The sequence below is a fragment of the Actinoplanes octamycinicus genome (assembly GCF_014205225.1).
In the GTDB taxonomy this organism is placed as follows: Bacteria; Actinomycetota; Actinomycetes; order Mycobacteriales; family Micromonosporaceae; genus Actinoplanes; species Actinoplanes octamycinicus.
Genome location: NZ_JACHNB010000001.1, coordinates 8,737,406 through 8,750,474 on the forward strand (window position 1 = coordinate 8,737,406; position 13,069 = coordinate 8,750,474).

The 13,069-nt window shown below is 72.0% G+C and carries 17 protein-coding genes; 8 read left to right on the top strand and 9 right to left on the bottom strand.

Going from position 1 to position 13,069, the window contains the following annotated elements:
* Window positions 1–33: 33 nt before the first annotated feature.
* The 3 genes from BJY16_RS39575 to BJY16_RS39585 are packed head-to-tail and all read right to left on the bottom strand — an operon-like array spanning window position 34 to window position 1,413.
* Window positions 34–474: an SRPBCC family protein gene (locus tag BJY16_RS39575; RefSeq protein ID WP_185044646.1), complete on the bottom strand. Its 441-nt coding sequence runs from the start codon at window positions 472–474 to the stop codon at window positions 34–36.
* Window positions 471–800, bottom strand: coding sequence for an ArsR/SmtB family transcription factor (locus tag BJY16_RS39580; RefSeq protein WP_185044647.1), 330 nt, complete (start codon window positions 798–800; stop codon window positions 471–473). Before BJY16_RS39580 ends, BJY16_RS39575 begins: the two co-directional genes overlap by 4 nt.
* Before the next feature lie 58 nt (window positions 801–858).
* Window positions 859–1,413, bottom strand: a complete 555-nt coding sequence (locus BJY16_RS39585) for a hypothetical protein (protein WP_185044648.1) — start codon at window positions 1,411–1,413, stop codon at window positions 859–861.
* Window positions 1,414–1,594: 181 nt separating this feature from the next.
* Here BJY16_RS39585 and BJY16_RS39590 point away from each other — a divergent pair, with 181 nt between their 5' ends.
* From BJY16_RS39590 to BJY16_RS39620, 7 genes are all read left to right on the top strand, one after another.
* Complete coding sequence (locus BJY16_RS39590; protein WP_185044649.1) at window positions 1,595–2,464, top strand: PAC2 family protein; 870 nt, start codon at window positions 1,595–1,597, stop codon at window positions 2,462–2,464.
* 615 nt (window positions 2,465–3,079) lie between these two features.
* A complete protein-coding gene (locus tag BJY16_RS39595) occupies window positions 3,080–3,493 on the top strand; it encodes a DUF6232 family protein (RefSeq protein WP_185044650.1) in 414 nt (137 codons plus the stop codon).
* 251 nt (window positions 3,494–3,744) lie between these two features.
* Window positions 3,745–4,653: a helix-turn-helix domain-containing protein gene (locus tag BJY16_RS39600; protein WP_185044651.1), complete on the top strand. Its 909-nt coding sequence runs from the start codon at window positions 3,745–3,747 to the stop codon at window positions 4,651–4,653.
* Between the two features lie 17 nt (window positions 4,654–4,670).
* Entirely contained in the window at window positions 4,671–4,865 is a 195-nt protein-coding gene (locus BJY16_RS39605) for a DUF397 domain-containing protein (protein WP_185044652.1), read from the top strand.
* A 351-nt stretch (window positions 4,866–5,216) separates the two neighbouring features.
* Window positions 5,217–6,008: a GntR family transcriptional regulator gene (locus BJY16_RS39610; protein WP_185044653.1), complete on the top strand. Its 792-nt coding sequence runs from the start codon at window positions 5,217–5,219 to the stop codon at window positions 6,006–6,008.
* 65 nt (window positions 6,009–6,073) lie between these two features.
* Window positions 6,074–7,231 (top strand): sensor histidine kinase, encoded by a 1,158-nt coding sequence (locus BJY16_RS39615; protein ID WP_185044654.1) that lies wholly within the window; start codon window positions 6,074–6,076, stop codon window positions 7,229–7,231.
* Window positions 7,219–7,992, top strand: a complete 774-nt coding sequence (locus tag BJY16_RS39620; protein WP_185044655.1) for a response regulator transcription factor — start codon at window positions 7,219–7,221, stop codon at window positions 7,990–7,992. The genes BJY16_RS39615 and BJY16_RS39620 overlap by 13 nt, the downstream gene beginning before the upstream one ends.
* Before the next feature lie 39 nt (window positions 7,993–8,031).
* On the opposite strand, the gene BJY16_RS39625 is transcribed toward BJY16_RS39620, so the two are convergent.
* A complete protein-coding gene (locus BJY16_RS39625; protein WP_185044656.1) occupies window positions 8,032–8,604 on the bottom strand; it encodes a TetR/AcrR family transcriptional regulator in 573 nt (190 codons plus the stop codon).
* 49 nt (window positions 8,605–8,653) lie between these two features.
* On the opposite strand from BJY16_RS39625, the gene BJY16_RS39630 reads away from it, so the two are divergent.
* Window positions 8,654–9,172, top strand: coding sequence for a GNAT family N-acetyltransferase (locus BJY16_RS39630; RefSeq protein WP_185044657.1), 519 nt, complete (start codon window positions 8,654–8,656; stop codon window positions 9,170–9,172).
* Between the two features lie 13 nt (window positions 9,173–9,185).
* Here the strand turns inward: BJY16_RS39630 and BJY16_RS39635 are convergent, their stop codons facing one another.
* From BJY16_RS39635 to BJY16_RS39655, 5 genes are all read right to left on the bottom strand, one after another.
* Complete coding sequence (locus BJY16_RS39635; RefSeq protein ID WP_185044658.1) at window positions 9,186–9,506, bottom strand: cupin domain-containing protein; 321 nt, start codon at window positions 9,504–9,506, stop codon at window positions 9,186–9,188.
* A 158-nt stretch (window positions 9,507–9,664) separates the two neighbouring features.
* Window positions 9,665–9,979: a hypothetical protein gene (locus BJY16_RS39640; RefSeq protein WP_185044659.1), complete on the bottom strand. Its 315-nt coding sequence runs from the start codon at window positions 9,977–9,979 to the stop codon at window positions 9,665–9,667.
* A 362-nt stretch (window positions 9,980–10,341) separates the two neighbouring features.
* Window positions 10,342–11,580, bottom strand: coding sequence for a cysteine--1-D-myo-inosityl 2-amino-2-deoxy-alpha-D-glucopyranoside ligase (mshC, locus tag BJY16_RS39645; RefSeq protein WP_185044660.1), 1,239 nt, complete (start codon window positions 11,578–11,580; stop codon window positions 10,342–10,344).
* A gap of 55 nt (window positions 11,581–11,635) precedes the next feature.
* Entirely contained in the window at window positions 11,636–12,451 is an 816-nt protein-coding gene (locus BJY16_RS39650) for an Rv2133c family protein (RefSeq protein WP_185044661.1), read from the bottom strand.
* Complete coding sequence (locus BJY16_RS39655; RefSeq protein ID WP_185044662.1) at window positions 12,448–13,050, bottom strand: Rv2134c family protein; 603 nt, start codon at window positions 13,048–13,050, stop codon at window positions 12,448–12,450. The genes BJY16_RS39650 and BJY16_RS39655 overlap by 4 nt, the downstream gene beginning before the upstream one ends.
* Between the last annotated feature and the right edge of the window lie 19 nt (window positions 13,051–13,069).

Below are 13,069 nucleotides of genomic sequence, written 5' to 3' on the forward strand. Positions count from 1 at the left end.
GGCCGGCAGCATCGCCGGCCCGCCCCCGCGCGGTCAGGCCAGGATCTTGTCGAGCTTGGTGAAGCTGCTGCCCCAGCCCTCCCGGGCGCCGGTCTCCATCGCGGCCGGGAACGGGCTCTGGGTCAGCACCAGCCTGGTGCGCCCGCCGTCCTCGTCGTGGAACTCGATCCGCATCACCAGCTTGTCGGCGCCGAAGTCCGGGATGTGGCTGACGTCCTCCTCGCCGACCAGCAGCTCGTTCTCCACCACCTCGACGAACGTCGCGTTCACCGGCGAGCTCATCGACGGGTCGGCGTCGTTGACCATGGTGAGCTTCTGGCTGCCGCCCGGGCGCGGGTCGATGTCGATCGAGTCGCGGGGCACCGACCAGCCCACCGGGCCGAACCAGGCGGCCAGCTGATCCGGGTCGACGAAGGCGCGGTAGACCAGGTCACGGGGGGCGTCGAAGATCCGGGTGATGACGAGCTCGGTCATGACTTCTCCTCCTGCAGGCGCTTGAGATGGGCGTCCAGGCGCGAAAAATTGTCGTCCCAGAACCGGCGGTACCGCTCCATCCACGCGGTCGCCTCGCGCAGCGGCCCGGCCTCCAGCCGGCTGGAGCGCCACTGGGCGGAGCGGCTGCGCGAGATCAGGCCGGCGTTCTCCAGCACCTTCAGGTGCCGGGAGATCGCCGGGAGGCTGATGTCGAACGGCTCGGCGAGCTCGGTCACGGTCGCCTCGCCCTCGGCGAGCCGGGCCAGGATGGCGCGACGCGTCGGATCGGCCAGGGCCGCGAAGATCACGCTGAGCCGGTCGGTCATTTAACCCTCCCGTTAATTAACGGAGCGGTTAAGACCATAGCCGCACCCGGGGCGGGCGTCAAACCTTGGACGGGATGCGGCGGTGCAGCTCCGCGAGCAGGACTTCCGGACCCGGCGACATCAGGCCGACATCCACGACGTACGATGTCTCGCCGCCCCGCCGGCGCATCCGCGGCGCCAGCCCCGGCCCGTCCAGCACCCGCGCGTAGTCCTCGCCGACCGGCGTCACCACCAGCTCGGTGAACGGCCCCCACCCGTGCAGCGCCACCGAGGCGATCCCGGACCACGGCAGATGCACCGCCTTGCGTCCGGTCGCGGCGAAGTCGATGCCGTGCACCGAGGTGTGCAGCCAGCCCAGCCGCCGGTACAGCACCAGCAGCACCAGGGCCGCCACGATCACCGGCACGATCAGCGCCACCTCGGCGTAGACCACGATGTCGGCGGCGCCCGGCCGGGCCCCGAAGACCACCGCGAGCAGCAGATAGGCGCCGAGCAGCACGGTCCAGACCGCGGCCACCACCCAGAGCACGGTCACGTAGAACATGGCGCGCGGCTGCATGAAGCTGACGGTGTCATCGGCCGGCCCGAGCACCTGATCCACGTGACTGGTCATAGCCGGAATTATCCGAGCGACCGGTGGCGCGGTCCGGGAATCGGCGGATATGCCTGAGGTATCTATCCGGAATATGTGAATCTGACAGAAACGAGACGTTCGGCCGAGGCGGTTCCCCGCTCGGCGAATCTCCGGCGCGGCCCCCGAGTGGGTTCCGCAGGCCGCACGTAGGCTGTGTCTCATGACTGAGTTCGACGGCCTTCCGCTGCTCCGCTCCCCCGTGGCCATCGCCGCCTTCGAGGGCTGGAACGATGCTGCGGACGCTTCCACCGCGGCCGTGGAACACCTCGAGCAGGTCTGGGAAGCTCGCGAGGTCACCAGCATCGACCCCGAGGACTTCTACGACTTCCAGGTGAGCCGGCCCACCATCACGATGGCCGAGGGCGAGACCCGCAAGATCGAGTGGCCGACCACCCGGTTCACCGTGGCCAGCCCGCCCGGCAGCGACCGGGACGTGGTGCTGATCCGCGGCATCGAGCCGAGCATGCGCTGGCGCACCTTCTGCGAGTCGGTCCTGGAGATCTGCCACAGCCTCGAGGTCAACCGGATCGTGCTGCTCGGCGCGCTGCTGGCCGACGTGCCGTACACCCGGCCCCTGCCGATCAGCGGCAGCGCCTCGGACCGCGACATCGCCGAGAAGTACAACGTCGTCCCGACCCGCTACGACGGCCCCACCGGCATCGTCGGCGTGCTCCAGGAGGCCGCCACCCGGGCCGAGCTGGACGCCCTGTCGTTCTGGGTGCACGTCCCGCACTACGCCAACAACCCGCCCTGCCCGAAAGCGACGCTCGCCCTGCTCAGCCGGATCGAGGACGTGCTCGACCTGCCGGTGCCGATGGCCGACCTGGCCGAGCAGGCCGACGAGTGGGAGAAGCGGGTCCGGGTCGCCGCCGAGCAGGACTCCGAGCTCGGTGACTACGTGCGGGAGCTGGAGGAGCGGGTCGGCGACGCCGGCATCCAGCCGCTGACCGGCGACGAGATCGCCAGCGAGTTCGAGAAGTACCTGCGGCGCCGGGGCGGCTCGGCCGGCCCGACCGCCGGATCCTGGTAATCGACCGGGGCGCGGCGCCCTCCGCCGGCGCCGCGCGCTCCGCTCACCTGCTGTATGGCACGTAGCCGCCCCGAGGCCACCGACCGGCCGGTCTGACGTCGCCTTGACCTGCGGTCTTATCCTTTCCGCGGCACCCGGACGCGTTGCCGTCAGAAGTCGTCAGATTCCTTCGCGCAGATCGGCACGCCCGCGACGGCGTCAAAGTCCGGCAAAATCCGGGGTGTTCGACGATTCCGCGTCCGATAAGCGCGGAAAAGTAGCCATTTCCCAAGCCGGTCCTGAGTGCCGTTCCCCCGTCCACCCACCAGCCATCACCCCTTGCCGGACGTGGCATAAGTGCTGGTCGGCGCGCCCTCCACGACGATTTCGTAGCGACCGGCGTGAATGAATGGGCGCCTATCAGCTATAAGGCTGTCGGGGGTCTAGCGGTCAGATGACACCCGCCCCCATACTGAACGCAGGTTAGGCAGGGGGCCACACATACGAAAAGGCGACACCCAGTTACCGCTGGGTGCCGCCCAAGGCCTCTTGTCCTCGCGCGGAGGGAGGGACCGTTCAATGCCATCTTTCTGCACCTCCCCTCGGCGTGCAAGCCCCGGGAAGGGAGGGAGTGCGTTGCCGGTCTTCTATCGGGGGCCGCGGGCGGTGATCACCCACAGCGTCGTCGAGGTGCCACGCCCAGCCCTGCGCCGTTTCAACGTGTCCGAGCTGGTGGATGTCCACATCGTCCGGCACGACCCCGGCCCGGCCGAGGTCGGGCAGCGGGTGATCGGAGTGTCCGCGCTGGTGGCGGCCATGGTCGCGGTGCCGGTGATCGGTCCGGTGTCGGTGGTTCTGACCGCCGTGGTGCTCAGCGGGCTGGCCCTCTACGCCGTGGTCTGCCTGCGCGGGCAGGCCGGCCGGCGGTGGTGGCAGGTCCGGGCCGGCTACCGCGGCGAGGTGGTGGAGATCTTCGCATCCCGGAATCAGGGTGAGTTCGAGGGCTTTTGCCGCGGTCTGGTCCGCTCGCTGGAGTACCGCGGGCAGTGAGGTCCGAACGGAGCCGCATGCGAGGACATGCGGCTCCGTGTGACGTCTGACGAGAGTCCGCTGCGACCAGGGATTTCGCCCGGCCGGACCCGCTCGGTGTCCGAAATGTCCTAGCGAGTATTCTGTGGGGCGCTAGAAGCGACAGCGCTTTCTGCTGCATGGCAGGTGGATCCGATTTGCCCGGAGAGCAAGATTCGTTCCAGGCCGGGGCTTCCGACGGGATGGGAGCGGGCGCGGGCGAGATGGAGTCGGTGCGCGAGGAGTTGCCGGCCGTCGCCAGGCGGCGAGTCCGGCTTGCCCTGCGAGCCGCCCGGGACCACGCCGGGCTGAGCCAGGCCGAGGTGGCCCAGCGGCTCGGCTGGTCGCTCTCCAAGCTGCAGCGCATCGAGCTCGGCGAGGTCACCGTCACGCCGACCGACCTGCGCGCGGCCCTCACGCTCTACGGCGTCACCGACGAGCGACGCCTGGCGGCGCTGATCGACGACACCCGGGCCGCCCGCCGCGAGCGCTACTGGACCGCCCAGGAGCACCGGGAGCACCTCCCGCCCGGTTTGCTGCAGATGATGCAGTTCGAGCTGCGGGCCACCGTGATCCGGGAGTACCAGATCGCCCTGATGCCGGGCGTCCTGCAGACCCCGGCGCTGGCCGAGGCGCACCTCGGCTGGTTCGACGAGAGCCTCACCGACGATCAGCGGCGGGTCCGGCACGAGGTCCGGCTGCGGCGCCGGCACGCGGTGATCGAGCAGGAGAACTCCCCGGAGTACCGCGTGCTGCTCGACGAGTCCATCCTGTGGCGCGCGGTCGGCGGCCGGCTCACCGCGGCCGAGCAGTTCGACGACCTGGCGCACACCGCGCAACGCCCCAACGTGCAGGTGCGCATCCTGCCGATGGACGTCGGCACGATGATGAGCGCCTCCGGCGCGTTCGTGGTCCTGGACCTCAGCGACGACCCGCAGGACGCGGTGCTCTACCAGGAGGGCTACATCTGGGACCAGCTGGTGCAGGACCTCGACCAGGTCACCTACCGCCGGGCCATCTTCGAGCGCTTCTGGGGCAAGGCGCTCGACGAGGAGGCCAGCCAGGCCCTGATTCTGGCCCGCGCCTATGACCTGCGCGCGAGGATCGCAAGAGCAGCCTCCGCGCTTGATGAGGACAGTTGAACCTAGGAGAGGGAGAAATGGCCGAGACCACCATCAAGTGGGAGCGCAGCACGTTCTGCGCGGCCGGGTCGTGTGTGGAAGTGGCGGCGATCGGTTCCGACATCGCGGTGCGGGACAGCAAGAATCTCGATCAGCCGCATCTGACGTTCTCCCGCACGGATTGGAACACCTTCCTGGACCGGGTCGCCGCGGGTGCGGCGCTGCCCGCCTGATTCTTCGAGCATCACCGACAAGCCGGTCACCCTCGGTGGGTGACCGGCTTGTCGTGTCCGATTCGTCCCGCGTGTCGCGCGTGCGACGACACCACGTCTCCGCCATCCTAGGAACCTAGTAGTCAGCATGTCACCGCTGCCGCCCGCCGGCGCGGTGAGCCACACCGGCCACACCGGACGGGCCGCCGCCGCGAACGGCGCCCGTGCCGGAAACCGTCGCACCGCGAGCGACCGGCCGGCAGGGAACCGCCGCGCCGCGAGCGACGGTTCTTCGGAGGTGACCGCCGCACCGCGAGCGGCGGTCACCGGGCCGCCGCGCCGTGCCGCGGTGGCTGCTGAAGGGGGTCTGTGATGTCGATCAATCCGGGTGCTGCCGAGTTCCCGCACCGGCAGATCGCGGCTCAACTGCGCGACCGCGTCCGCCGCGGCGACTGGCAGCCGGGCGAGCGCCTGCCGTCCATCCCGGCCATCGCCGAGACGTTCGGGGTGGCCAAGCAGACGGTGCAACGCGCCGTCGACCAGCTGCGGGTGGAGGGCGTGCTGATCACCAAGCCCGGCTCCGGCACGTACGTCCGCGGCACCCGCCGCCGCCTCAACCGCCTGTCCCGCGGCCGCTACGGCGCCCACCGCGGCTACCACGCCGACCTGGCGGCCCGCTATCGCCAGCAGCTGGTGGGCGTCAGCCGGGAGGCCGCGCCGCCCGAGGTGGCCGACGCCTTCGGGGTCCGCGACGGCACCGAGTTGCTGGTCCGGCGGCATCTGGTGCGTACCGACGACGCCACCGTGGAGGTCGGCGCGTCCTGGTTCCGGGTCACCGACGCCAGCGGCACCACCCTGGAGCGCCCGGAGGCGTTCGGCCGGCCGCTCTACCAGGAGGCGGAGGAGGTGCTCGGCCGCCGCTACACCTCGGCGACCGACACGATCACCGCCCGCCAGCCGAGCCGCGAGGAGGCGGAGATCCTGCAGATCCGCCCGGACACCCCGGTGCTGCACCTGCTGCACGTCGCCTTCGACGAGACCCGCAAGCCGATCGAGGTCGCCCAGGCCACCTGGCCCGGCCCGATGACCACGCTGACCGAGGAGTACCGGATCCCGGCGCCCTCGCCCGACCCCGACCCGGATCCCGGCCTGGCGCTCGCCTGACCGATCGGCCGAACCCCTACTTTGGAGGGGTGCGGCGGCATCCCGGCCGCACCTAGGCTCGCGGCATGTTCTTCCTGCTGCTGGTGCCCGATCCCGGGAGCGCCCGGGCCGCCGCCCGGGACCGGCTCGCCGACGTCCTGATGATCACCGGGGCGCTGTTCTACGGATTGACCATGATGATGCTCGGCGACGCGCGCCGGCCGGGCGCGGCGATCCCCTGGCAGCTGGACGCGGCGATCGGCGTGGCCGGCGCCGGGGCGCTGCTGGTGCGGCGGCGCTGGCCGTTCGCGCTGGTGGTGACCCTGCTGCCGCTCGGGGCGATCTCGGTGACGGCGACCGGGGCGATCCTGATGGCGCTGTTCAGCGCGGCGATCCGGCTGCGCCCACCGGTGCTGCTGGCGCTCGGCGCGGTCAACGTGCTCACCGGCGGCGTCTACTACCTGCTCCATCAGCAGCCGGCCTTCGCGGTCTGGGTGGACTTCCTGGTCCGGTTCCTGGTCACCGCGGCGGCGCTGGGCTGGGGGCAGTTCGTGCAGGCCTACCGGCGGCTCACCACCTCGCTGCGGGAGCACGCCGCCCGGCTGGAGGCCGAGCAGCATCTGCGGGAGGAGCAGGCGAAGCTGTCCGAGCGGGCCCGGATCGCCCGGGAGATGCACGACGTGCTGGCCCACCGGATGTCGCTGATCAGCCTGCACGCGGGCGCGCTCGAGGTCCGGGCCACGCTGCGGCCGGAGGAGCTGAGCACGGCAGCCGGCGCGATCCGGACCAGCGCGCACGAGGCCCTGGAGGAGTTGCGCGCGGTGGTCGGGGTGCCGCGGGGGCGCCCCGAGCCGCCGCAGCCCGGCCTCGCCGACGTGGACGACCTGGTGGCGAGCGTGCGGGCGGCCGGGATGGTGGTCGGGTTCGACAGCGTGGTGCCGAGCGACGGCCCGCCGGTGGTGCTCGGCCGGACCGCCTACCGGATCGTCCAGGAGGGGCTCACCAACGCCCGCCGGCACGGTTCGGAGCCGAGGGCCGCGGTGCGCATGGAGGGCGGCGCCGGCCAGGGCCTGCGCATCACGATCAGCAACCCCATCTCCGGTACGACCGGAGCCCCCTCCCCCAGCGGCGGCCTCGGCCTGGTCGGCATCGGCGAGCGGGTGGCCCTGGCCGGCGGCGCCTTCCGGTACGGTCCCCGCAACGGCACGTTCGAACTGGAGGCGGAGCTGCCATGGCCGGCATGACCCCGGACCGGGACGACCCGGTCGCGCCGTCGCCGGCGGCCACGGACCCCGGTGAGGCGGACGGGGTGGAGTCGGGTGGGGTGGGCGTCGAACGGCCGATCCGGCTGGCGATCGTGGACGACGACGCGCTGGTGCGGGCCGGGTTGCGGATCCTGGTCGGCGGGTCGCCGGAGATCGAGGTGGTGGCCGAGGCGGGCGACGGGGACGAGGCGATCCGGGTGGCCGACGCGCACTGGCCGGACGTGATGCTGATGGACGTCCGGATGCCCCGGGTGGACGGGCTGGTCGCCACCCGGCGGATCCGGGAGCGGGCGAACGCGCCGCAGGTGATCGTGCTGACCACGTTCGACGCGGACGAGTACGTGCTGGAGGCGCTGCGCGGCGGGGCCAGCGGGTTCCTGCTCAAGGACACGCCGCCGCTGGAGATCCTGGCGGCGGTGCGGACGGTCGCCGCCGGCAAGGCGATCCTGTCCCCCTCCGCGGTCCGGCGGCTGATCGACCACGTCGCCGACCCGGCCGCCGGCACCCGCCGGGCCCGGGCCCGCACCCGGCTGGCCGCGTTGACCGAGCGGGAGACCGAGGTGGCGGTGCTGGTCGGGCGCGGCTGTTCGAACGCGGAGATCGCCACCGAGCTGCGCATGGGCGTCGCGACGGTGAAGGGCCACGTCTCCCGGCTGCTCACCAAGCTCGACCTGAACAACCGGGTCCAGATCGCCCTGCTGGTCCACGACGCGGAGTTGCTGGGGAGCGAGGTCGCCTGACCCGCCGGCCCCGCCGGAGTCGTGCGGTGCAGGCGTGGACTACGGGTGCAGGTACTGGTGGACGGCGGCGGTGGTGCGGGGCTCGTCACCGGTGGCCAGCAGGTCGATCAGGGCGCCTCGGAGGATGGCGAGCAGGGCGGTGCGGCGGGCCAGGGCCTCCGGGGTGTCCCGCTCCGCGGCCGGCTGCGCGGCGGCCAGCACGTCGAGCCAATCGGCGACGGTGTCGGCGGCGAAGCGGGACCATGGACCCTCGGGGTCGACCAGCGAGTGGGCGTAGGCCTCCAGCCACATGATCAGCAGCGGCCGGTGGGCCGGGTCGCTCAGCCAGGCCCAGACCCGGTCGCCGGCGGCGGTGAGGCCGCCGGCCGGCGGGGACTGCTCGCGGAGCTGGCGCAGGAGTGCGAGCTCGTCCTGGCGGGCGCGGGCCAGCAGGGCACGGACCAGGCCGTCCTTGCTGCCGAACAGGAACAGCAGCACCCGCGGACTGGACCCGATCTCGGCGGCGAGCGGGCGCAGCGACAGGTCGGTGAGGCCGTGGCGGCGGACGTAGCCGTAGGCGAGTTCGAGGAGTTCGGTCCGGCGTGCCGAGGGCGCTGTCGTGGTGTCGGCCATCGGGCTAGTATCCGACTGAAACGAGTGTTTCAGTGGTGGAGGTGGCGAGATGGATGTGACGATCAGGCGATTGGACCGGCCCGGCGACCTCGGCTGGGTGATCCAGGCGCACGGCGAGCTGTACGCGGCGGAGTACGGGTGGGACACCAGCTTCGAGGGGCTGGTCGCGCGGATCATGGCGGACTTCGCGGCCGGGCACGATCCGGAGCGGGAGGCCGGGTGGATCGCGGAGAGGGACGGGCGGCGGGTCGGCTGCGTGCTCTGCGTCGCGGGGGACGAGCCGGGGACGGCGGTGCTGCGGGTGCTGCTGGTGCACCCGGACGCCCGGGGGCTGCGGCTGGGCGGGCGACTGGTCGACACCTGCCTGGAGTTCGCGATGGCCTCCGGGTATGAGCGGATGCGCCTCTGGACGACGGATCCGCTGGTCGCGGCCCGGCACCTCTACCTGCGGCGCGGCTTCCGGCTGATCAAGGAGGAGCCGCTGCACACCTTCGGCGCGGACCTGGTCGGCCAGACCTACCTGCGCGAGCTCGCCCCGGCCGGCCTCGCCCCGGTCGCCTGCCTCTGACCCGCCTCCGGGGTCACGCGACCTCGACGGCCACCGCGGTCAGGCCCGGGGCGGAGCGGGTGGTGTGGGACTCGCCGGCTGCCCAGCGAACCGCGTCGCCGGCGATGACGTCGTGCCAGGGGCCGTCGCCGGAGCGGACCTGACCGGCCCCCTCGGTGATCAGCAGCGTCTGGTCACGCAGCGCGGGATGGTCGCCGATCTCGCCGCCCGGCGCCACGCGCAGCACGGTCATCGCGACGCTCCCGGTCCGGAGCAGCGCCTGGGCCGTGAGCCCGACACTGCCATGGTGGCTGATCTGCCGGAGCGTCTCCGGCTCGGGACGGACGATCTCCATGACCGGCATTCTCCACGACCCTGGAATCCGGGCCCGGCGAAGGCCCGGGGCGGGAGCCAAGGGCCCGGGAACGGCTCAGACCCGAGGAGCCGGGTAGGCGCCTCGGGTCTGGGGCGTTGCTGGATCAACGCGGGAAGCGTGATCCTGGGAGGGCTAACTCACCAGCCGAGGCCGCCGCCGGTGAACGGACCGACGTTCACGTTGAACAGGCCGAGCTGGCTGACCCGCGAGTTGGAGACGGTGTTGCCGATGCCGTCCCAGCCGTCGTCGTAGCCGCGGTCACGGACCACGATGACGTCGGGCTCGTCGTCATCGTAGGCGTAGGCGTGGCCGTGGCTGTAGGTGTGCACGGCCGCGGCCGAGCCGTGGTTCTTCTTGCAGTGGGTGCCGGCCGCCGAGGCGGGGGCGGCCAGCGCGAGGCTCGCGCCGGTAGCCAGGAACAGACCGGCGAGGTACAGAGCCGGACGACGCATGATGGTTCCTTTCGGACGTTGGTTTGACCTCCGAAAGCATGTCGCGGTGGGACCCGTAATGCACGTATTTCAGGCAAATAACAGCGCAACGTGCATTATTTCGGCAAATGGTCACGAAGGTCGGCTAACCGGGACTAGGGTCAGCGCGGGGTCGTGTTTTCCCGCGCGCAAAGAGTCCGACCGAAATCGCCCGCACCGACCCGAATAATTGCTGGTCAAAGCCCCGAAGCGGGAATTGCGCCGGAGAAAGCCGGGCGGTGCGGACCCGGCACGGCCAACGACTCGCCGAACATCCGGAACAGCGAACGGCCCGCCCGGGAAGCCGGGCGGGCCGTTCACCGGAAACGGCCGGACGAAAGCGCCTAGAGACGCACCCCGAGCAACGCGTCCACCGTCCGCGCCATCAGTTCCGGCGCCGCGGCGTCGTCACCGGCCCCGGACAGCGCCGCATCCGCCCACGCGTCCACCACCGCCAGGGCCGCCGGGGCGTCGAGGTCGGTGGTGAGCGCCTCGCGTACCGCGGCCAGCAACCCCGCGCCGGACGGACCGGACGGCGCGGCCGCCGCCTCCCGCCAGCGGGCCAGGCGCTGCTCCCCCGCCTTGCGCACCTCGTCGGTCCACTCCCGGTCGGCCCGGTAGTGCCCGGCGAGCAGACCGAGCCGGATCGCCATCGGGTCCACCCCGTCGGCGCGCAGCCGGGAGACGAAGACCAGGTTGCCCTTCGACTTCGACATCTTCTCGCCGTCCAGCCCGATCATGCCGGCGTGCACGTAGTGCGAGGCGAACGGCGCCGCGCCGGTGAGCACCTCGGCGTGCGCCGCGGAGCACTCGTGGTGCGGGTAGAGCAGGTCGTTGCCGCCGCCCTGCACGTCGATCGTGTCGCCGAGCAGGCCCAGCGCGATCGTCGCGCACTCGATGTGCCAGCCGGGCCGGCCGGGTCCGAGGTCGCCGCCGTCCCACGCCGGCTCGCCCTCCCGGGCGCCGCGCCAGAGCAGCGGGTCGAGCGGGTCCCGCTTGCCCGCCCGGTCCGGGTCGCCGCCGCGCTCGGCGGAGAGGACGGTCATCTCCTCGCGGCTCAGGTTCGACTCGTAGCCCCAGTCGGGAGCGGCGGTGATGTCGAAGTACACATCGCCGGTGCCGTCCTCCAGCCGGTACGCCGCGCCCTTGGCGACCAGGTCGCGGACGTGCCCGGCGATCGCCGGGATGGACTCCACCGCGCCGACGTAGTGCGCCGGCGGGATGATCCGCAGCGCCTCCATGTCCTCGCGGAACAGCGCGGTCTCGCGCATCGCCAGGACCACCCAGTCCTCGCCGTCGCGCTCGGCGCGCTCCAGCAGCGGGTCGTCGATGTCGGTCACGTTCTGCACATAGGCCACCGGGTGGCCGGCGTCCCGCCACAGCCGGTTGACCAGGTCGAAGGCGATCATCGTGGCGGCATGGCCGAGGTGGGTGGCGTCGTACGGCGTGATGCCGCACACGTACATCGACGCGGTCTCGCCGGGAGTGACCGGATGCGCCGACCGGCGCGCCGAGTCGAACAGCTTCAGCGTGGGGGCGTCCCCCGGCAGAGTCGGCACGTCATGCCCGGTCCAAGCGTCCATGAGCGGAGCCTATCCAGCCCCCGGTCAGCGACGCCGCAGGGCGTGACCTAAACCTCTAGATCGGCGGCCAGGGAATAGCCGGCCAGTCGGTCGGCGGTTTCGGGAACCGGCCGGCACGCAGCAACCGTTTCACCCGGAGGCCGAGGTGCTGCACCTCGGAGACGGTCAGATGCTCCTCCAGCGCCGCACCGAGCGACCCGGACAGCTCGGCGCCGAGCCGGGTGAGGACCGCGGTCGCCTCGTCGAAGAGCGGTTGCCCGGTCCAGCCCCAGAGGACCGTGCGCAATTTGTTCTCCACGTGGAAGCTGACGCCGTGGTCGACGCCGTGGACCGCGCCGGAGGACGGGTAGAGCACGTGGCCGCCCTTGCGGTCGGCATTGTTGATCACCGCGTCGAAGACCGCGAGCCGGGCCAGGCGCGGGTCGTCGGCGTGCGCCAGGGCGTAGGCGTCACCGTCGTCGTCGCGGGCCGCGGCCACCGGGAACCAGCCCTGCGGCACGTCGTAGGCCGGGACGAAGCCGATCAGCCCCTCGGCCGCCTCCGGCTCGTCGATCCACAGCTGCAGCGCGCCCGGCCCGAGCGGCCCGTCCCGCAGGATGGTCGGCGGGACCAGGCCCCAGCCGGTCGCCCGGGACACCAGGTAGGCGGAGACCTCGCGGCCGGCCAGCGTGCCGTCCGGGAAGTCCCAGAGCGGGCGCTCGCCGCGCACCGGCTTGTAGACACAGCGGCGGGTCACCCCGGCCAGGCTGATCTCGGCGCGCAGCGTGGTGTTCGAGGCGTCGACCAGGCGACCCTCGATCTCGATCCGGCCGCGCCCCAGCAGCTCGAGGGCGTCGGCCTCGGCGAGCACCTCGGTCGGCTCGGCTGTCACCGGTGATAACCGTTGTGCCGGGGACAGAGGTGGCCGGACGGGTCGAGCGGCTGGCCGCAGAGCGGGCACGGCGGCCGGCCGGCGGCCACCACCCGGCGGGCCCGGTCGATGAACGCGCGGGTCGCCTCCGGGGTCAGCCGGACCCGGAGCCGGTCCAGGTCGTCGTCCGGCTCCTCGTCGTCGTCCTCGTCGTCGGCGGGGTCGTCCTCGTCGTCGTCGGCGAGCGGGTCGCCGGTCAGCTCGACCTCGGGCTCACCGGCCTCGATCGCCTCGATCACCACGGTGGCGGTGTCCACGTCGAAGGCCAGGCCCAGCGTGCCGACCCGGAACTCCTCGTCGACCGGGGAGTCCAGCGGCTCGTTGTCGTGCACGGCCAGCAGCGGGGTCTCCGGCAGCGTGACCCCGAACCGCTTGTTCGCCTCCAGCAGCAGCTCTTCCAGCTTCTCGGCGAGCAGCGACACCTGGACCTTCTCCAGAGCGACGCTGATCACCCGGCCGCCACCGCGTGCCTGGAGGTAGAACGTCCGGTCCCCGGGCTCGCCCACCGTCCCGGCGACGAACCGCTCCGGCGGCTCGAAGGCATGCACTTGGTGGGTCATACCGCAACCCTATCCATCC